This window comes from Enterococcus casseliflavus NBRC 100478 (assembly GCF_001544095.1).
Lineage (GTDB): Bacteria > Bacillota > Bacilli > Lactobacillales > Enterococcaceae > Enterococcus_D > Enterococcus_D casseliflavus.
The window spans coordinates 82,952-102,054 of the sequence record NZ_BCPT01000008.1 but is presented as its reverse complement, the minus strand read 5'-3'; the positions used below and the strand labels follow the sequence as shown (position 1 = coordinate 102,054).

The following is a 19,103-nucleotide window of genomic DNA, read 5'->3' as shown; positions in this document are numbered from 1 at the left end:
TGCAAAATGAGAAACATGTGAAAATGGGTAAAATTCACTATAATTTTGAAAACCTATGAAGACGCGGATTTCTAAAAACAGTAAATAAAACCTTTATTTTGCAGGGATTTTCCTCTTTTTTTTACAGAAATAATGGCTTATGATTGATTCGAAAACAAACTGAAAATTTTCACTAACTCTGAAAGGCGTGTCTTTTTTGATCACTAGTATTCTTTTTGATGTCGATGATACCTTATATGACCAGCAACAACCATTTCGTAATGCCGTAACCTCATGTTTCCCACAAATAGCCCACAAAGATTTAACTGCTCTTTACTTACGGTTTCGGGTGCACAGTGATGAGCAGTTTGGACGGGTATTGGCAAATGAATGGACGCTAGATCATTTTCGTTATTTTCGACTGACCCATTCATTAACGGATTTAGGGTACTTACCTATTACAATAGAAGAAAGCTGTAAGTTTCAGCTGTGTTATGAACAAGAACTAGATGCCATCACACTGCATCCTGAAGTTGAGTCAACTTTGAACTATTTGTCCACATTGCCAGTCAAACTAGGAATTATTACCAATGGTCCCACTGACCACCAGCAAAAAAAATTGGATCAGTTGCAACTGACTCGATGGATCAAACCAGAGCATATGATCATTTCACAAGCAACTGGTTATCAAAAGCCGCAACTAGAAATTTTCCAATTGGCAGAAACCGCCTTTGCTCTTGATCCGGAAACCACACTGTACGTTGGTGATAATTTTGATAATGACGTGGTTGGCTGTAAGAAAGCCGGTTGGCAAGCTTTGTGGTTCAATCATCGTCTCCGTCAAGCGCCTAGTGGATTGGAAGACTTACCAGATGCATCGATCACTGCTTTTTCACAGCTGCAAGACAGTATTGACACACTGATGCAAGTGCCTGCATACATGTATAACTAAAAAAAGATGGACCTTCGCTCCTGCGGCAGGTCCATCTTTTTGATTGGCTAACTTTCTTCGCCGATACTCAATATCAAGCGAATATCTTCTTCTGTCATTTGTTGAAGCTGTGTTTCATTGCCTTGGATCACTTTTTGGAAAAGCTCACGTTTTTCTTGTTGCAACGCATCCATTCGTTCTTCAATGGTTCCTTCAGCAATCATTCGCCAGACTTCGACAACATTTTTTTGACCGATCCGATGGGCTCGTCCAGCGGCTTGTTCTTCCACCGCCGGGTTCCACCACAAATCGTATAAGATCACGGTGTCTGCGCCGGTCAGATTCAGTCCTGTTCCTCCTGCTTTTAACGAGATCAAGAAGACGTCCTTTTCTCCACTATTGAAGGCATCAACCATCGTCAAACGATCTTGCGGCGGTGTGCTGCCTCGCAAGTAAAAGGACTCAAACCCTTCTTGTGCTAGCTCTTCTTCAATGATCGAAAGCATGCTAGTAAACTGAGAAAATAACAGCACACGACGCCCATTTTCTTTGGCTGCTAAGAGTAAATCTTTGACCTGTTCAAGTTTCCCAGAAGACCCTTCATAATCCTCCACGAATAATCGTGGGTCACAACAGATTTGCCGCAGTCGAGTCAAACCAGCTAAGATACTGATTCGATTTTTACGAAAAGACGTAGAATCCATTTGCGCGATTTCTTCCCGCATTTGCCGCAAGTACGCCAAATAGATTTTCTTTTGTTCTTCTGTTAAAACACTGTAATAATTTGTTTCCAATTTTTGCGGCAAATCATGCAGCACGGATTTTTTGTCTCTTCGCAAAATAAAGGGTTTGATCATTTTCGCAATTTCTTGTGTAGACAGTTCTTTAAATTTCTGCTTGTTCGGGAAAAATCCTGGCATGATCATTTGGAACAAGGACCACAATTCTTCTAAATTATTCTCGATCGGTGTGCCGCTGAGGGCGAATCGCTGTGGAACTTCCAAGGAGCGCAAGGCCTGTGCCGTTTTGGTCGCACTGTTTTTGACCATTTGCGCTTCATCTAAAATCAAACAAGTCAGATCTAGTGCTTGATAAGCATCAATGTCTTGCCGCAAGCTTGCATAAGAAGTGATGCGGACGTCCGCTGGCTGCGCCATCTGCCCTTCGCGCTCTTCTTTCGTTCCGCTGATGACAGACGCAGAAATCGTTGGCGCAAACCGTTTGATTTCTTGTTGCCAGTTGAATGTTAGACTCGCCGGTGCCACGATCAATACATTCAATTTTTGTTTCTCTTGTTTTTCTGAAAGTAAGTAGCTGATCGTCTGAACGGTCTTCCCTAACCCCATTTCATCGGCAAGGATACCGCCAAATTGATAGTGGCTCAACATTTTTAGCCAACGGAACCCAACTTCTTGGTATTGCCGCAACTCAGCATGCAAGTTTTCTGGCAGCTGCGCCTCAAAGTTTTCTGGATGGATCAAGTCTTCCGTCATTTGTTGAAAACCGGCACTAAAGCTGGCTTGATCAGCAAACTGCTCTTGCAGGAGCAGCCCTTGATTCAAAGGAACTTGGATCGCCCCATCCTTCGCTTCTAGTGAAAGACGCAATTTTTTCAGGGCAGCACTTGCTTCTTGAAACTCTTCCGATTCCAATGAAAGGACTTGCCCATTTTCTGTGGTATAAAATTGTGCAGACTGTAACAGGCTGCGCAAGACCTCATTGATCTCTGACTCTTGAATGCCGCTGACATCAAACTTGATATCCAACCAAGAACCATTTTCTTCGATAACGATTTCTGGTCGATGGTGTTGGGCGTCAAGGTAAAGTTCCCGCAGCTTCTTGCCGATACGGACTTCACCTAATTGCCTTAAAACAGGGATCTCCCTTGTAAAAAAGGTATAAAGTTGTTCCCCCGCAGGTAAGCTTTTTTGCCAATTTTTAGTGCTCGCTTGATAGCCAAAGGTTTCAATAATCGCTTCAATTCGTGCTTCTTGTTGAAAATCACGTAAAATCTCGGGATGATTTTCTGGCATATAGTGATGTTTTTCATCACTTGAAAAAACGACTTCTCCATAAGTGAAGTCTACTTGTAAATCGACTTGTCCTTTGATTTTCCGTAACGAAAAGACAGCTTTCAATTCAGACTCTTCGATTTCATTTTGAACTTCAGGTGCTACTTGGACACGCCCGATTTTTCGCAAATAAGGCAATACTTTCATAAAAAGATTCGCTAGTTCTTCTTTCGGATAGTCGATGACTGGCTGTTCAAATCGTTTAAACAACTGTTGCATCGTGACATAGATTTCCTTTTGTTCGACAGTCAGTTCATAAAAGGTTCCATCCAGCAGACCCCAATTATAATAGCTAAGTAAATGGTCAAAATCTTTCACGAATTCCAGCGGAAAATGATCCTCTTGTTTTGTGACTGAAAACGACAAAGGTTCACCGATTTGAAAATCGGCTTCATTGACTTTTGTTTCACCAATGGTTATTTGCGTATAGACTTCGTTTAACTGTAACAACAATTCTTTGCCGAACTCAACTGGTAGCAGCAAATACTTTTTGTCAAGTTTACCACTGATCTGAATGCCTGCTTGCCCGATTAACTGTTGCGTTTGCGCGATTCCTGCCAATCGATTCAACAAGGCTCGATTTTTCTCATCAAAGGCATCCGCAGATAGAAAGAAGGTCTGCTGCTTATTCGCTGCGTACTGCTTGTTTTCTTGGTACATCTGCAAAAATTTATAAATGTTTTTAACGACATAGGTCCGTGCGGTGCCACGATGGCCGACTTTGAGGGAAATCCCTAAGATATCCATTTCTTGATGGTAAGGATTGGTGGCGATGGTATCTATCCGAAATTCAACCTGTAAGGGTTGGCTCGTTTCTTTTTCGCTCCCTAAGCGGGCAAAGCCGTTGGAAAACATCTCTGAAGCAGAAAAGGCTTTTTTGATGGGGGTTTGCTCATTGATTTTTCGTGTTTTCCCTTGTTTGCGTAGATAAAGTTCGACTGCCACCGTGTGTTTGCAATAATGATGCTCTTCCCAGTACGGACATTGGCAATAATCTACCTCTTTGGCTGTAGCATCTAAGGTCACTAAATACAATTCTGTCCCCAATACTTCTGCGTGCCACACATTTTTTTCTTTGTCTGGTGTGACAGATAAGACGCGATCTTCGTTGACATACGTTCTGCCACGCTCAATTACTTTTTCTGGAATACTCCACTTCATAAGAGCCCTCCTCTCCTTATTCTTTTATTCGGATCCGGCTTTGCCCGCTGCCGTTAGTTTCTACGAAAACTTGCTGCAGGATTCTTGCCCGCAGTTCTCGAACATGACTGATGATCCCAATCATGCGCCCTTCATTTTCGATCATTTCTAATGCTTCCATCGCCATTTCCAATGATTCTTCATCAAGCGATCCAAAGCCCTCATCAATAAAGAGGGCTTCGATCTCGATCCCACCAGCTCGTTGCTGGATCACATCCGCCAAAGAGATCGCCAACGCTAAGGCAGCAATAAAGCTTTCGCCGCCTGAAAGTGTATGAGCTCTTCTGACTTGTCCCGCATTATCGTCATATATGTCAATTTCTAAGCCTGTTGAGCTTCGATAGCTCCCGACTTTATCCGCTAATTCAAATTGATAGCGGCCACGAGTCAACCGAGCCAAGCGTTCATTGGCGACTTCTAAGATCTCTGTCAGAAATTGCTGCAGTACATACCGTTCCAAGCTGGTTTTTTTGACGTTTTCGCCGTTGATGGTTTCTGCCAACTGCTGAAGTTGGCCTAATTGGGCCAGTTCTTCGACATTTTGCTGATAAATGACCTGCAGCTCGTCAAACAACCGTTGATTGACGTTGACTTTCTCCTGTTTGCGAACTGTTTCTTGCTGTAGTTCCTCCATCACGGTCTGCAACTGAAGGTAGTCAGCTTCCAAATGGTTTAAATCTATCGCAGCTTGCTCTTTTAACTGTGCATCTAACAATGCTAGCCGTTGCTGAACAAACACCGTTTCTTGCTCATAGGTTTTGATTTCTTCTGAGAGAACGGTTGTTTGAGCGGCTTGGGCAATCAATTCCCGCATCGTTTCTTCCGTCATACCAGCTTCTTGGAGTCGCTGCGTCAGTCGTTGTTCTGCTTTTGTCTTAGCCGCTTGCTTTTCTGCAAAAAATTGCTGCAGATTTTTCAGCTTCTCTGAAAGAATCGCTTGCTGCTCGTTTAGCTGCGCTTCTTGTCGGGCATCAGCCTCAATTTGTTGCGTATATTCCCTCAGTAAACCATTGGTTTTTGTTAAATCGGCTTGTAATTGTTCATACGTTGCGCCTGCAAGTTGTTCCTGTAAAGAAGCCAATTTCCCCTCCGCAAGCTGACGCGCTTCTTGGGCTTTTTTCGCTTGCTCACTGACTTGCTGAAAGGACTCATTTAACGTTGCTAATTTCTCATTTACTGCCTGATGTTTCTTCTGTGCGTCTTCATAAGAAGCGGCTTTTTGTTGATTGAAAGATTGCCGTTTCTTTAGTTCCGCTACCGTCGTTTCCTCGGTAATCGTCTCTTGGTTTTCTATCGGCTGCAAGGCAGCAAATGCCTGTTGAACTGCAGTCCAAGCGAATGCCACTTGCTTCTGCGCAGCAACACTGGTGGCTTGCCATTCGCTGATTCGCAATGTGGCTTGCTCCTGCAGCGTTTGATTTGCCGATACTTGCTGCTGGATCTTCGTCAATTTTTCTTGTGTTTGCTCAAGTCTTTGTTCACTGGCAATGATGTCTTCGATGCGATAGGTCGTGTGCTCCTGTGTATTCGGATGATCCAATGATCCGCAAACCGGACAGGGTTCATTTTCTTCCAGTAATAGACGAAGCCGAGCAATTTGCATTCGAGCATTTTGACTGGTTTCTTGTTTTAACGTTTTTTGCAGCTCCAGCAAGGATGCTGCTAATTGCTGTTGTTCAAGAACTAACTCCGAATGAATTTGTTGCTGTTCCCCTGCTTTTTGCTCGGCTTCACGAAACTGCGCTTTTGCTTGCTGCCATTTTTCGACCAGAGCCTGCGTTTCTACCAATTTCACCGCTTCTGTTTGAAACCCTCGCAAGGTTTCGATTTCTTCTACCAGATGCTGCGCTTGCGCTTTGGCACTTGCTTGCGCTTGGTTTATCTTCGTTAATTCGGTGGTCTGTTGCTGTGCGGCTTTTTCAAGTTGCGCCACTTCTTCTTGCTGCGCTTGTGTACGCTGTGCTAGCGGGATCTGCTGCTGGATTCGTTGAACTTTTTGACTAGCAGCTTCCTGTTTTTTCTTGATGCCGTCAATCAACGCTCGTTGGTCTTGCCAGCTTACTTGTTGCTGCTGAATTTCTTGCAACTGCTGCTTTGTTTCGTTGATTTGCTGAGCAGCTTGCTGTGCTTCTTTCACTCGTTCTTCTTTTTGCTGCATGATTTCTTGATGTTCAAGCGCCCACACCAACTGGTTCAACTGTGCTTTTTTCTGAGCAATCTCGGTTTTTTTAGCATGCAGCTCTCGGGCTTTTTCTTGTAGACCTTGCCATTCGATCCGTGCATTTTCAATTTCTTTTGCACGGTAAAAAGCATCTTGCGCAGCTTTCATTTCTTGGATCGCTTGGTCTTTTTTGTGCAATAATTGCTGAAGCTGCGCTTGTTGTTTTTCTAAATCCTGCGCCCACAAAGTCAGACCTTCCGCAACCGTTAAAACCTCCTGCGCTTCTTCCCATTCAAAGCGCTCCATGATTTGCGAGGCGAGCAGCTGCTGATGCTCAAGCTTTTTACTTTGTGCTTTGACTTGCTCTTTCAACCATTCATTAAATTGTTGATACATTTCCGTGCCAAATAAATTCCGTAAAACGCGTTCTTTCTCATTGCTGCTGGCAATCAGAAAATTACGAAATTCTCCTTGCGGCAACATCATGATTTGAAAAAACTGTTTGGCATCCAGCTGCAGCAGATCCTTGATAAATGCATCAACTTCTGTGCGTTTACTGATCTGCTTTTTCTCTTTGCCTTCGGCGTCAAAAATCGTCAGCTGGACTTTTGCCGTTTGGTTGGTGACCCCATCACCACGTTTTTTTGCTAAGGTCTGTTCCGGTTTCCGTTGGATCTGGTAGGTAAAACGCTGATGTTCAAAAGTAAAGGTGACGCTGGTCTCTTCGGTTGGTGAAGCAAACATCGAGCGCATTTCTTTGCCTGAGCGCAGATTCCCCGATGTTTCACCGAACAAGGCAAACGTCATGCCATCGAAAATCGTCGTTTTTCCTGCACCCGTTTTGCCGCTGATCAAAAACAAACCGCCAGCTTGCAGCTGACTAAAATCCAATTTTTCATCAATGAATGGACCAAAATTTTTCATTTGTAAAGACTTCGGTTGCATGACTATTCCCTCTTTTCCACGACAAATGCTTCATTTAATCCTTGTTCGATCCACTTGGTTTGTGCATCGAGCAATGAATCTCCCGTCATTTCTTGAAAAAAATGACTGATCAAGGTCTGCGGGTCGGTTTCTCGTGTGGTTAGCTGTCTTTTTTTCGTCTGTTCTCGTCCATTCAACCGTTCGACAGACAAAATAAATGGATAGATTTTTCGCAACTGATTCATCATATTTGGAATCACAGCACGATCCGTCAGCAGAAAATGCCAAAACGCCTCACGATTTAGATCACGGTAAAAAACCGGATCGATCAACTCCTCAAAGGAAGCCGTCAGTTGCTGGATATCCCTTTTTGGTGTGAGGGGAATAAATTCATTGGTGTCTTTTACAGTATCCACAAGATAGACCCCTTTTTGGTTCGTCCGTTCAGAAAGGGAAAATTTCAGCGGAGAGCCACTGTACCCGATTTTCGGATGTTTCAGGGCGGTATTGGCATGTAAATGCCCCAAAACGACTCGATCAAATGGCGCAAAAGCGGTGGTCGGTACGCTGTCCAATCCGCCAACTTGAATTTTTGTTTCTGAATCTGTTTGGCTAGAACCCGCCACAAAAAAATGGGTCACTAGCACTTGCTTTTTGGACGAGTCAAAGTTCTTGGTCATCTCCTCAATGACTCTTTGGACACTATCAGAAATCTTCATTAATGGTTCATCAAAAAACAAGCGCGCCTCGATCGGTTCAAAATAAGGCAGTAAAAAGAACTGTGTATCGTCAAACTCAACCGGGTGCAAACTTTGTTCGATGCTGGTGGACAGGTAAAAGCGTGTTTGTTGAAACCACTGACTACCGGTTTCTAGCCGCGTTGGGCTATCATGGTTTCCTGAGATAGCCAATAAAGGCAGTTCATTCGTTAGATTGATTTCTGCGATTTTTTCATTCAATAATTTGACTGCATCGACAGCGGGAACGGAACGATCATACAGATCACCTGCAATGACGATGGCAGCGACTTTTTCTTCTAAAGCGATCGCAATGATTTGATCGATAATTGCTCGCTGGTCCTCCAGCAAATCATAGCCATGTAGTTTTTTTCCGATGTGCCAATCAGCTGTATGTATAAAGCGCATTTCTTCACCTTCTTAAAAAATATCCTTCCAACCATTATACCACTTTCCCTGATCGTTAGACATCTCTCTGCCAGCGAAATTTCACTTACCACTCATTTTTGATAAAAAGAGCGAACACCTGACATCATTATGTTGAAATGTTTTTTCAATTATAAATTTATATCTTGAAATATAATTACACTTCATTTACAATGAGTGTGAAATCGAATTCAACAATCGCTTTCATCACTATTCTAAAAGAAAGGAGAAACGATATGCTTGCAATAGGACTCATGTCAGGAACCAGTTTGGATGGGATCGACGCTGCTTTAGTAAAAATCAATGGCAGCGGCACCGAAACTGACGTAAAGCTGATGGAAATGATCACGCTGCCCATTGGTGAAGAATTGAAGGAGCGAATAAAAACCGCTTGTGATCCGGTGGAATCAAATGTTCCCCTCATCTGCCAATTAAATACTGAATTAGGGTATGAATTTTTGAAAGCGTGTCAAATCCTCTGCCAAAAAGCTGGTATTGAAGAAAAAAGCATTGATTTTGTTGCCAGCCACGGACAAACGATCTGGCACTCCCCCGATGCTGACCCAGCGAAAAACAGCACCTTGCAAATTGGCGAACCTTCAATTATCGCTTATGGCTTACAAACGAAAGTCGTCGCCGATTTTCGAGTGATGGATATGGCTGCTGGCGGTCAAGGCGCCCCTCTTGTTCCTTATACAGACTATCTGCTCTATCAATCAGACACCAAAAATCGTTTGCTGCAAAATATTGGCGGCATCGGCAATGTTACTGTACTACCAAAAAGTGGCAGCTTAAACGAGCTGTATGCCTTTGATACAGGTCCAGGAAACATGGTCATCGATGAATTAATGGTTCAGCTATTCGGTCAGCCTTATGATGCGTTTGGTGAAACAGCCCGTGCGGGAGCAATTATACCAGCCTTGCAAAAGGAATTAAGAACTCATTTTTATTTGTCCCAGCAACCGCCGAAAAGCACCGGGCGTGAGCTTTTTGGAAAACAATTCGTGCAGCAGTTATTGACCCAGTATCCCGAAGCAGCACCTGAAGACTTGGTGAGGACTTTAACCGATTTTACCGCTTTTTCCATTGCTGACAGTTACCAACGGTTCATTTTTCCTCAGTTGGGAACAAACGATATGGAAGTGATTCTCTCGGGCGGCGGTGCCCACAATCATCTGCTGATTGAGATGATCCAAGGCTATTTACCAGAATCAGTAGCCGTTGGAACACAAGATGACATTGGCGGTTCCAACGATGCCAAAGAAGCGGTGGCTTTTGCCATATTAGGAAATGAAACCCTTCACAGCCGTGTCAACAATGCCCCTGCAGCAACCGGGGCATCCCAAGGCGTGATCTTAGGGAAAATCATTCCGAATCCATGGGAAGCAAAAATGTAAAACACCTTAGGAGGATAAACCATGTTAGATAAATTCACTCAATTCATCGAGCGCCATTTGGCAGGACCGATGGAAAAACTTGGCAGCCAGCGTCACTTGCGGGCGGTTCGTGACGGGATCGTCTCAACCTTGCCATTGATCATCGTCAGTTCGTTCTTTATGATTTTAGCCTTTCCACCGCTGCCTCAAAGTTGGGGCATCTATCAATTCTTGTCTAGTAATGCCACAACGATCTTATTGCCTTATCGAATGACGATGTACATTATGAGCTTGTATGCGGCATTCGGGATTGGATACAGTCTTTCTCGCTCTTATAAGCTTGATGGTCTTTCTGGCGGGATCCTAGCTACGACCGCCTTTTTACTGACCTTCACCCCGGTCAATATCCCAGCAGAAGCCTTGGATGCTGCTGGAACGGTCGGCTTTGTCTTGCCAATGGCCAACTTAGGGAGTGCTGGTATGTTCGTGGCGATCATCACCTCGATTCTTGCCGTTGAAATCTATCGGTTAACGGACAAATCGAAATTTAAAATCACGATGCCAGAACAAGTCCCACCTGCAGTCGCTCGCTCTTTCGAAGCCTTGACCCCTACCTTAGTCATTATTTTAGGAATGGGCGCGATCACTTACTATATCGGCTTTGACTGGCACACGATCGTGGCAAAAGTCGTCGATCCTTTAGTCAGTGCCGCAGACACCTTGCCAAGTGTGCTATTGATCACCTTCTTGACGACCTTCTTCTGGTCATTCGGGATCCATGGTGCTTCTATCGTTGGATCATTGGCTCGACCATTATGGTTGCAGTTGTTAGAAGGGAATACAACTGCGCTTGCTTCAGGAGATATGATTCCCAATATCGCAGCCGAACCATTTTATCAATGGTTTATCTGGATTGGTGGGGCTGGTTCAACGATTGGTTTGGCGATTTTGCTAGCGTTTCGCACCAAATCAGAATTCGGTTCAAAACTAGGAAAAACAGCCTTAATTCCAGCAATTTTCAACATCAATGAACCACTGATTTTCGGTACACCGATCGTCTTGAATCCAATCTTGATCCCACCATTCATCATTGCGCCTTTAATCAATGGTGTCATTGCATGGGTCGCCACCTCAGCAGGTTTAGTCAATGCCGTCACGGTCAATGCCCCTTGGACATTGCCTGGACCAATTGGTGCTTTCTTAGCGACTGGCGGCGATTGGCGTGCCATCGTGCTGAATGTTCTTTTGATTCTTTTATCGATTCTGATCTATTACCCATTCGTAAAAATCTATGACAAAAACGAATTAGAAAAAGAAAATCAACCAGTCGCACAATAATGTGTAAATAATGGTCGTACGAAGTACCCATCAAGACAACAGAAGAAGCCTTCCTCAGCAGCTTTTTCAATGCCAAGAGGTGCTTCGTGCGGTTTTTTAGAAAGAAGGAAAACCATTGAAACGAGAAATTGGCCTTTCGATTTACCCCGACCATAGCGATCCTTTACTGGATCAAGACTATTTAAAAAAAGCTGCTGCCCTTGGTTATTCGCGCTTATTTATGAGTATGCTGGAAGTCAGTGAAGGCAAAGAGCCCGTCAGAAAAAAATTCTCTTCGATTATCGGGTTTGCCAAGAACCTTGGCTTTGAAACGATATTAGATATTTCGCCAGCTGTTTTTAGTGATTTGGCGATCTCTTATGACGATCTGAGCTTCTTTGCAGAATTAGGTGCGGACGGTATCCGCTTGGATCAAGGATTTGATGGCAATAAAGAAGCCCAGCTGACCTTTAATCCATTTGGCTTGGCGATTGAATTGAATATGAGTAATGATGTGAACTATTTAGAAAATATCCTTTCTTATCAAGCAAATGAACCTTTTTTATATGGCTGCCACAATTTTTACCCCCAACGAGGCACAGGCTTAACGGAGGCTTTTTTCCGCAGCTGCAGTCAACGTTTTAAAAAATATGGGTTGAAAACAGCCGCCTTCATCACTAGTCAATCAGCCAAAATTGGCCCTTGGGAAGTCAATGATGGCTTACCGACCTTAGAATCTTGTCGAGATTTACCATTGGCGCTGCAAGGGAAGCTGCTTTTTGCTTCTGGGTTGATCGATACGGTGATTATTGGCAATGCCTATGCGTCGGATGCAGAACTGAAAGCTCTGGCGGCGATCGATCGCTACAAACTGACATTTGGCGTTTCCGTAGAAGCAGAAGCCAGCGAAATCGAACGGAGGATATTAGCTGAAACCAATCATTTTCGTCGCGGTGATAGTAATGCGTTAGTTGCTCGTTCCACACAGTCACGGGTGAAGTACCGTCCCGTCGAAAACCTCCCTCATACAAACCAAGAACCGTTTGCTTACGGGGACATCGTTATCGGCAATGATACCTTTGGTCAGTACAAAAACGAATTGCAGATCGTTTTGACCCCTCACCAAGACGTGCGAAAAAACAAAGTCGGCACTATCCCCAAAGAGGAGTTGCCTTTGTTGGAATATTTGAAACCATGGACCAAATTTGCTTTCGAATTATTGGATTAACTCTTTAGAAAAAAGCCGCTGATCACAAAAGGATCAGCGGCTTTTCTTAGGTATTAATCTTCTCTTTTGGACTCATCGATTTGATAAACAAATGACGGATCAATCGCTTGATCCAGTGTGTCAAATGCACCCTGGATGCGCCGTTCGACTTCCGCCAAGCCCTCTTTGTCCATCTTTTTGATGTCACTGATATCGATTGGCTCCCCAAAGCGGACGGTTACTCGCTTGCGTTTAAATAAATCCTTTAATGTCAGCGGTCCTTGATAAACAGAGGGAACGATCTTGACCTTAGCCATTTTTGCGATCAACGCCATGCCGCCTTTTAAAGCCGTTGCGTGTCTCGTACCACTTGGAAACATGATCAAGCTAAGATCGGTTTCCTTCAAAATTTTGACTGGCGTCTTTACCGCACTCGGTCCTGGTTTGTCCCGTTTGACTGGAAAAGCATTGGCATGAATCAAAATGAACCGTAAAATCGGGTTTTTGAACAGCTCTTCTTTCGCCATAAAACTAAATTTCTTTGGCCGAGCAGCCACTGCTAGGTACAATGGATCCCACCAGGTTCGGTGAGGAGCCACTAAAATATAGTTTTCATTTTTAGGTAAAACCTCTTTGTTTTGATAACGAGCATTGCCGTTGATCAAAAATAATACTACGCGAACCACACCGCGCATAAAGCGAAAAAACATACTCATTTTCCTTTCTATTTCTCTCCTATTCAAGTATGCAAAAAAACGGTTTAAATGACAAGCATTTTTTAGCGTTTCCCATTATTCTTAATCGTAGTATAATACATTGAAATGAATTTAGAACAGGAGTATGCTTCATGTTGCAACCGAACGAACGCATCGACCAATTGTATGCCGATGACATCAAGATCATTCAAAGTTCCGAAGTTTTTTCTTTTTCATTAGATGCTGTCTTATTAGCCAATTACGCTAGAGTGCCAAAAAGAGGTGTGGTCGTTGACCTTTGTGCAGGGAATGGTGCAGTCGGTTTATTTATCAGCAGAAAAACGACCGCTCATATTTATCAGGTCGAATTGCAGGAACGTCTAGCGGATATGGCGCAACGCAGTATCGAATTAAACGACTTGCAAGACCAGCTGACGGTCTATCCTATGGACTTGAAGAACCTCTTTCAAAAAATCAAACCTGATTCCGTCGATCTTTTGGTCTGCAATCCGCCTTATTTTAAAAATGTACCGACGGCGATCAAAAACCCGAATCCCTATTTAGCGATCGCCCGTCACGAGATCACCACAAATTTAGATGAAGTGATCCAAACCGCCAGTAAAGCGTTAAAAATGAACGGACGGTTTGCGATGGTTCATCGACCGGATCGCTTTCTCGATATTTTGGACCATATGCGTGCCCATCGAATCGCCCCAAAACGCGTCCGCTTCGTCTATCCGAAAGTAGGCAAAGAGGCAAATATTTTATTGATTGAAGGAATCAAGGATGGTAAGGCGGATGGCTTTAAAATTGATTCCCCTCTCATTACCTATGATGAAACAGGTGCCTATAGTTCAGAAGTGAAGGCGATGCTCTATGGCTGCTGAGAATCATTATTTTTATGTCTTGCGTTGCAACGATCAGTCCTTCTACGGTGGTTATACCACTGATTTGAGTCGCCGCTTATTAGAGCACAACAAAGGGATTGGGGCAAAATATACCCGTCCTGCTAGTCGCAGACCTTTGCAAATGATTCATGCAGAAAGCTTTTCCACTCGCAGTGAAGCCACTCAAGCAGAAGCCGCCTTCAAAAAATTGTCTCGCAAAAAGAAAGAGGACTACCTAATCAGTCATAGGAAAAGCAATGTTATCTGACTAAGCATACAAAAAAACTACCTGCGCACGGAAGATTCCCTCTTGAGAGAACTTTCTTTCGTTACTTAGGTAGTTTTCTTTTATGGTTATTCATTCCTATTCGGTAACGCCCATTGGGTTTGACTTTTCCCAAATTCTTGCGGGATCACAGAATCGACGGATTGATATTCGAGGGTTTCTTGAGTATTTGGAATCGTAATTGCCGTCAAATAGTTGTTGGTTTCGGAATAGAAGCCGATCGTTTCAAAGGAAGGATCAGTCAAATGGTATTGAACCCCCTGCAGTTTAGCGGTTGTTTCCTCTTCCACAAATGTCGGTTGATAGCGAGCATAGTAAACCTGGGCGCCCATTTTAAAATATACGGAGTTATGAGCAGATCCAAGAAATTCAATCGCCCGTTCCACTGGTACTGCTTGATAGATCCCTAAAGTTTCAATCGCTTCATTGCTTTGGATGCGCTGATAAACTGCTGTAGTATCAGATTCGTAATATTTATAGCCTAAAAACATTTTTTCGCGGTCACGGATATTCGGTGTGATCAGCGCATTATACGTTTTGAATTCACCATACACTTGATCTCCAATAAAAAAGCCTAGCAGACACGCAACGACTATGCCGCCAAGCAATAGCGTCACTTTTGGGTTGCGGTTTTCTCGATAAAGCAAAACCATCAGGAACCCTAATAACGCAATTAGACCAACCACCATGAGAATTGGTAGGATCACGTAATAAAAACGCTCACTTTGCAGCCATTTTTCGATCGTCATAAATGCAACCATTCTTTCTTCCCCTTCGATTCCTCACTACCTACTGTTTTTCCCTTGGTCAACCAGTAGAAGGATCGTCCTTTCATCCCTTTTCTTGCCATTGACTCTTCCGACGCTCAATTCACATGTAAATTCTTATGAAATTAATTTTACCATAAGTATGTATAAAAGATAAGTATTAGATGGACTGCTTTTCGCGACCAGCATCCATTGACAAAACGAGGGTTTTATCAGATAATATTGATGCTAATAGGGAATGAATGTCTCCCTCAGTTCTTACTGAAACCGCAATTTTGCTAATGACTTCTACCACTTTTTTAGTGTGTAGTAGTCATTTTTTATTTTCACTCGTTCGTCATAGTTGCAAGAGCATTATTCCTATATTTTTTAAAGGATCGTGATAGAAATGAAGAAACAAAAAACAACGTATTTTGAACTGACTACATTAGGTTTGCTCAGTCTGGTGATTGGGGTGCTTGCTGGAGCCGTTGACACTTTCTTTGGTAAAATTTTGCTGTTCTTAAGTGCCTTTCGTGAAAGTCATTTTTTGCCATTGATTCTCTTCTTACCAATTATCGGTATTTGCTTTACTTACCTTTTCCAAAAGTATGGCGATCGGAGTCCTCAAGGAATGAACTTAGTGTTTTTAGTCGGGCAGGAAGAAGAAAAAGATATTCCGCTGCGTTTGATTCCTTTTGTAATGGTGGGAACCTGGCTGACGCATTTATTTGGAGGAAGCGCCGGCAGAGAAGGAGTTGCGGTTCAGTTAGGTGCCACCATCGCCAATCGTTTAGGAAAATGGCTGCGAATAGAAAAGTACGCCAGCACCCTGATCATGATTGGGATGGCTGCGGGATTTGCTGGTTTATTTGAAACCCCCATCGCTGCGACGTTCTTTGCATTGGAAGTGCTTGTCATCGGTAAATTCAGTCATCATGCCCTCTTACCTGCTTTGCTGGCTGCTTTCACTGCTAGTACGACTTCTCAATGGTTAGGCTTAGAAAAATTTAGTCTTATGTTGCCTCAATCCGTCGATTTGACGATACCTGTTTTTCTGAAATTACTTGTGATTGGGTTGATTTTTGGTATGGTTGGCGGTAGCTTTGCGGGCTGTTTAGAAACGATGAAACGCATCATGAAGCGGCGCTTCCCGAATCCACTGTGGCGTATTGGGATTGGCGCATTGGCGTTAGTCTTGCTTTTTGTTTTGTTGTATCAAGGGCGTTATTCAGGCTTAGGAACAAATTTGATCAGCGCGAGTTTCACGAATCAACCGATCTATTCTTATGATTGGCTGCTTAAGTTGGTGTTGACCGTATTGACCATCAGCATTGGTTTTTTGGGTGGAGAAGTCACCCCTTTGTTTGCGATTGGCTCTTCTTTGGGGGTCGTGTTGGCGCCACTGTTCGGACTGCCTATCGAACTGGTAGCAGCACTAGGCTATGCCAGTGTTTTTGGCAGCGCCACTAGCACCTTATTTGCACCGATCTTTATTGGTGGAGAAGTCTTTGGCTTTCAAAATCTACCCTTCTTTGTGATCGTCTGCTCCGTCGCCTACTTTATCAGTAAACCTTATAGTATCTATCCTTTACAAAAAACATCGGCAATGGGACAATGAGCCACTTCTGAACACAACAAGAGCAAAGAAAAAACCGCGAACAAGTCGCGGTTTTTTGCTATTTTGCACGTTTTAAATAGGTACCTTCAGCTGTATTGATTTCTAGCATTTCGCCTTCTTCAACAAAGTCAGGAACATTGACAACTAAGCCCGTTTCCATCGTTGCTGGCTTACCAGAACCAGTCACAGTTGCCCCTTTGATCGATGGCTGTGTTTCAACAACTTTCAAGATTACGCTTGAAGGTAATTGCACGCCAATCACTTCGCTGCCGAAGAATTGGATTTTTACTTCCATGTTTTCTAGAATGAACTTCATTTCTTCTTCAACCACTTCAACTGGAATTTCATATTGTTCATAGGTTTCCAGATCCATAAAGAATGCGGTATCGTCCATTGTATATAGGTATTGTACAGCTTTCGTATCGATATGCGCTTTTTCAAATTTTTCTTCTGGACGGAAGGTTGTATCGTAAGTCGAACCAGTCCGAACGTCACGTAATTTCATACGCATAACCGTATTTCCTTTACCTGGTTTGTGGTGGCTGGCATCTAATACTTTGATAAGTTTGCCGTCTTGAACAAACGTCATTCCAGCTCTTAAGTCACTTGCATTGATCATAATTTTGAAATCTCCTTCACTATGTGATAATCCTTGTCTATTGTATCAAAAAAAACAGCTTTATTCTAGCTAAATCAGTGGGAAGGTCGCACAAGTTTGCGCCGCTTCTCCATGTAGTGAGGATCGTACTCATCCGTTTCAATATAAATATAGACTTTTTTATCTGCCATTTGATGTCGGATCTCGGCTTCGATATCATTAATGATCTCATAGCCGACCTCTTCTTGTTTTGCGGCAATATCGACTTTCGCTGCAATCAAAATTTCTGCTGGCCCTAAATGGACTGTTTTCACATCGATCAAGCGATCAACATCGGGACGTTCAAACGCTTGTTTGATCACCGCTAAATCACGTTTGGTAACACTTTCCCCAATCAGTAGACTGTAAAATTCGCGGGCTAAGAAGATCGCTGCTACCATCAATAAAAGACCAATCAATAAGCCGCTGAAGGCATCAAAAAATGCGTTCCCGGTAATCATTGTTAAAACCGTTCCGATCAGTGCGATCATCAGACCGATCACCGCACAAAAGTCTTCTGTGAAAATGATCAAAATCTCACTATGCCGACTTTCTTTCAAAAAACGATAGATTGGTTGACGTTCGACGTTTAGCTCGCGGATCTCCTTGATTGCGATCCACAACGAACTTCCTTCAACGATCATCCCGAAAATCAAGATAGCGATCACTAACCAGGTATTGCCGACTTCATGGGCGGGATGCAGCAGCTTTTCCACTGCTTCCATCACGCCTAGTGCGCCCCCACCAAAGAAGAGCATCATCGCAACGATCGTGCTGAAAAAATATTTCGCCCGACCTTCACCAAACTGATGCAGTTCACTTTGTCCCTTTGTTGCCCGTTTATCACCGATCAATAAAAAGATCTGATTGCTGCAATCTACGACACTATGAATGCTTTCATTCAGCATGGCCGCACTACCGCTCAAGGCATAACCGACAAACTTACTGATCGCCACCAAAATGTTTGAGATCAGTGCAGCGATGACCGCCATCATGCCATTTGCTTTCTTTTCCACACCTAACGCTTCCTCTCATCAATAAACTCCCTGCTTATTATGCAACTATTCTTCACGAATGAATCAAGCTGCCTCTAGTTCCTCAATCAACAGGTGCTTGCTTTTTCAACTTCGCCTCTCTACGACTGATTTTTTTGGTCCAAAAACCACCCGAGATATACTTGGGTTCATAGCTGATGATAAACGCTCGCTCTTCCACCGCTTTGATCGTTTGATAGAGCTTTTTCTCACTTTTTCTTTGGGAAAGAATCTCTAAAATCAGTCGCGGGCCTTCCAATCCTTCACCAAAGCTTTGTGTCACACCATAGCCCTCTTGTCGCAAAATCTTCGGCAAACTCTTTTCTTCATCTGTATTACTAGGTAGGATCACTGTGACCATTGTATAGCCCAGAGCCAGCTTATCTTCGATTTTGATCCCGATACTGACTCCTGCAGCATAACCTAATGCATAGAACAAGAGATTCAGTGGGTTATCCAAACGATCCAATACCATAGATAAGCCTAAAATATAGATCGTGATTTCGATCATACTCACTAATGGGGCAATCACGCGATACCCTTTCATTGTCAATAAAAATCGCAGTGTGTTCAATGTAACATAGGCGAGATTGATAAAGAAAATCATCGCCAGCATTTGTAGATCAACTTCCATCTTTGATTCCCCCTTGTTCTTAGCATATCAAAACGCAAGCGAAAATTAAAATATTTGAGCAGGATTTAATTACTAAAATAACTAAATTAAATTTATTCTGCAGAAGGCAAAGTGCTTAGGTGATTTCGTTGATGACTACCGTGTCATGATTTTGCTCATCGATCCATTGCCTGTGGTTTCACTCACTTCTATTGATTGAAAAGCGTATCCACCAAAGTGGGAAAAGTAGTGTA

Annotated in this window: 15 protein-coding genes and 1 riboswitch; of the genes, 7 read left to right on the top strand and 8 right to left on the bottom strand. The window is 43.2% G+C overall.

Features of this window, described 5'->3' with window-relative positions; genetic code table 11:
- Positions 1-196: 196 nt before the first annotated feature.
- On the top strand, positions 197-931 hold the full coding sequence (locus ECA1_RS08555) for an HAD family hydrolase (RefSeq protein WP_060792241.1): 735 nt from the start codon (positions 197-199) through the stop codon (positions 929-931).
- A gap of 47 nt (positions 932-978) precedes the next feature.
- Here ECA1_RS08555 and ECA1_RS08550 read toward each other — a convergent pair whose 3' ends face one another.
- The 3 genes from ECA1_RS08550 to ECA1_RS08540 are packed head-to-tail and all read right to left on the bottom strand — an operon-like array spanning position 979 to position 8,412.
- Positions 979-4,143 (bottom strand): DEAD/DEAH box helicase, encoded by a 3,165-nt coding sequence (locus tag ECA1_RS08550; RefSeq protein ID WP_060792240.1) that lies wholly within the window; start codon positions 4,141-4,143, stop codon positions 979-981.
- Positions 4,144-4,159: 16 nt separating this feature from the next.
- Positions 4,160-7,288, bottom strand: a complete 3,129-nt coding sequence (locus ECA1_RS08545; RefSeq protein ID WP_060792239.1) for an AAA family ATPase — start codon at positions 7,286-7,288, stop codon at positions 4,160-4,162.
- Positions 7,289-7,290: 2 nt separating this feature from the next.
- On the bottom strand, positions 7,291-8,412 hold the full coding sequence (locus ECA1_RS08540) for an exonuclease SbcCD subunit D (protein ID WP_060792238.1): 1,122 nt from the start codon (positions 8,410-8,412) through the stop codon (positions 7,291-7,293).
- 254 nt (positions 8,413-8,666) lie between these two features.
- On the opposite strand from ECA1_RS08540, the gene anmK reads away from it, so the two are divergent.
- From anmK to ECA1_RS08525, 3 genes are all read left to right on the top strand, one after another.
- On the top strand, positions 8,667-9,827 hold the full coding sequence (gene anmK / locus ECA1_RS08535) for an anhydro-N-acetylmuramic acid kinase AnmK (protein WP_060792237.1): 1,161 nt from the start codon (positions 8,667-8,669) through the stop codon (positions 9,825-9,827).
- A gap of 21 nt (positions 9,828-9,848) precedes the next feature.
- Positions 9,849-11,144, top strand: a complete 1,296-nt coding sequence (locus ECA1_RS08530) for a PTS sugar transporter subunit IIC (RefSeq protein WP_005229683.1) — start codon at positions 9,849-9,851, stop codon at positions 11,142-11,144.
- Between the two features lie 115 nt (positions 11,145-11,259).
- Positions 11,260-12,351, top strand: coding sequence for a DUF871 domain-containing protein (locus ECA1_RS08525; RefSeq protein WP_060792236.1), 1,092 nt, complete (start codon positions 11,260-11,262; stop codon positions 12,349-12,351).
- Between the two features lie 53 nt (positions 12,352-12,404).
- On the opposite strand, the gene ECA1_RS08520 is transcribed toward ECA1_RS08525, so the two are convergent.
- Entirely contained in the window at positions 12,405-13,040 is a 636-nt protein-coding gene (locus ECA1_RS08520) for a lysophospholipid acyltransferase family protein (RefSeq protein WP_005229679.1), read from the bottom strand.
- A 137-nt stretch (positions 13,041-13,177) separates the two neighbouring features.
- On the opposite strand from ECA1_RS08520, the gene ECA1_RS08515 reads away from it, so the two are divergent.
- Positions 13,178-13,912, top strand: coding sequence for a tRNA1(Val) (adenine(37)-N6)-methyltransferase (locus ECA1_RS08515; RefSeq protein ID WP_060792235.1), 735 nt, complete (start codon positions 13,178-13,180; stop codon positions 13,910-13,912).
- Positions 13,902-14,180, top strand: a complete 279-nt coding sequence (locus ECA1_RS08510) for a GIY-YIG nuclease family protein (RefSeq protein WP_060792234.1) — start codon at positions 13,902-13,904, stop codon at positions 14,178-14,180. The genes ECA1_RS08515 and ECA1_RS08510 overlap by 11 nt, the downstream gene beginning before the upstream one ends.
- A gap of 86 nt (positions 14,181-14,266) precedes the next feature.
- Here ECA1_RS08510 and ECA1_RS08505 read toward each other — a convergent pair whose 3' ends face one another.
- On the bottom strand, positions 14,267-14,959 hold the full coding sequence (locus ECA1_RS08505; protein ID WP_060792233.1) for a hypothetical protein: 693 nt from the start codon (positions 14,957-14,959) through the stop codon (positions 14,267-14,269).
- 231 nt (positions 14,960-15,190) lie between these two features.
- Positions 15,191-15,263: riboswitch (Fluoride riboswitch) on the top strand.
- A 90-nt stretch (positions 15,264-15,353) separates the two neighbouring features.
- Between ECA1_RS08505 and ECA1_RS08500 the strand changes: the two genes are divergently transcribed.
- Entirely contained in the window at positions 15,354-16,565 is a 1,212-nt protein-coding gene (locus ECA1_RS08500; RefSeq protein ID WP_060792232.1) for a chloride channel protein, read from the top strand.
- Positions 16,566-16,623: 58 nt separating this feature from the next.
- On the opposite strand, the gene efp is transcribed toward ECA1_RS08500, so the two are convergent.
- The 3 genes from efp to ECA1_RS08485 all read right to left on the bottom strand — a co-directional run bounded on the left by efp (position 16,624) and on the right by ECA1_RS08485 (position 18,870).
- A complete protein-coding gene (efp, locus tag ECA1_RS08495) occupies positions 16,624-17,184 on the bottom strand; it encodes an elongation factor P (RefSeq protein WP_005229668.1) in 561 nt (186 codons plus the stop codon).
- Between the two features lie 74 nt (positions 17,185-17,258).
- Positions 17,259-18,197 carry a cation diffusion facilitator family transporter gene (locus ECA1_RS08490; RefSeq protein WP_060792265.1) on the bottom strand — a complete coding sequence of 313 codons (939 nt, stop codon included), beginning with the start codon at positions 18,195-18,197 and terminating at the stop codon, positions 17,259-17,261.
- A 103-nt stretch (positions 18,198-18,300) separates the two neighbouring features.
- Positions 18,301-18,870: a DUF2179 domain-containing protein gene (locus ECA1_RS08485; protein ID WP_005229664.1), complete on the bottom strand. Its 570-nt coding sequence runs from the start codon at positions 18,868-18,870 to the stop codon at positions 18,301-18,303.
- Positions 18,871-19,103 lie beyond the last annotated feature (233 nt).

Bases quoted from the DNA above. Each gene is read 5' to 3' on its own strand.
- ECA1_RS08550 (WP_060792240.1), bottom strand. From the start codon at position 4,143: ATGAAGTGGAGTATTCCAGAAAAAGTAATTGAGCGTGGCAGAACGTAT.
- ECA1_RS08545 (WP_060792239.1), bottom strand. From the start codon at position 7,288: ATGCAACCGAAGTCTTTACAAATGAAAAATTTTGGTCCATTCATTGAT.
- ECA1_RS08540 (WP_060792238.1), bottom strand. From the start codon at position 8,412: ATGCGCTTTATACATACAGCTGATTGGCACATCGGAAAAAAACTACAT.
- anmK (WP_060792237.1), top strand. From the start codon at position 8,667: ATGCTTGCAATAGGACTCATGTCAGGAACCAGTTTGGATGGGATCGAC.
- ECA1_RS08530 (WP_005229683.1), top strand. From the start codon at position 9,849: ATGTTAGATAAATTCACTCAATTCATCGAGCGCCATTTGGCAGGACCG.
- ECA1_RS08520 (WP_005229679.1), bottom strand. From the start codon at position 13,040: ATGTTTTTTCGCTTTATGCGCGGTGTGGTTCGCGTAGTATTATTTTTG.
- ECA1_RS08515 (WP_060792235.1), top strand. From the start codon at position 13,178: ATGTTGCAACCGAACGAACGCATCGACCAATTGTATGCCGATGACATC.
- ECA1_RS08510 (WP_060792234.1), top strand. From the start codon at position 13,902: ATGGCTGCTGAGAATCATTATTTTTATGTCTTGCGTTGCAACGATCAG.
- ECA1_RS08505 (WP_060792233.1), bottom strand. From the start codon at position 14,959: ATGGTTGCATTTATGACGATCGAAAAATGGCTGCAAAGTGAGCGTTTT.
- ECA1_RS08500 (WP_060792232.1), top strand. From the start codon at position 15,354: ATGAAGAAACAAAAAACAACGTATTTTGAACTGACTACATTAGGTTTG.
- efp (WP_005229668.1), bottom strand. From the start codon at position 17,184: ATGATCAATGCAAGTGACTTAAGAGCTGGAATGACGTTTGTTCAAGAC.
- ECA1_RS08490 (WP_060792265.1), bottom strand. From the start codon at position 18,197: ATGATGGCGGTCATCGCTGCACTGATCTCAAACATTTTGGTGGCGATC.
- ECA1_RS08485 (WP_005229664.1), bottom strand. From the start codon at position 18,870: ATGGAAGTTGATCTACAAATGCTGGCGATGATTTTCTTTATCAATCTC.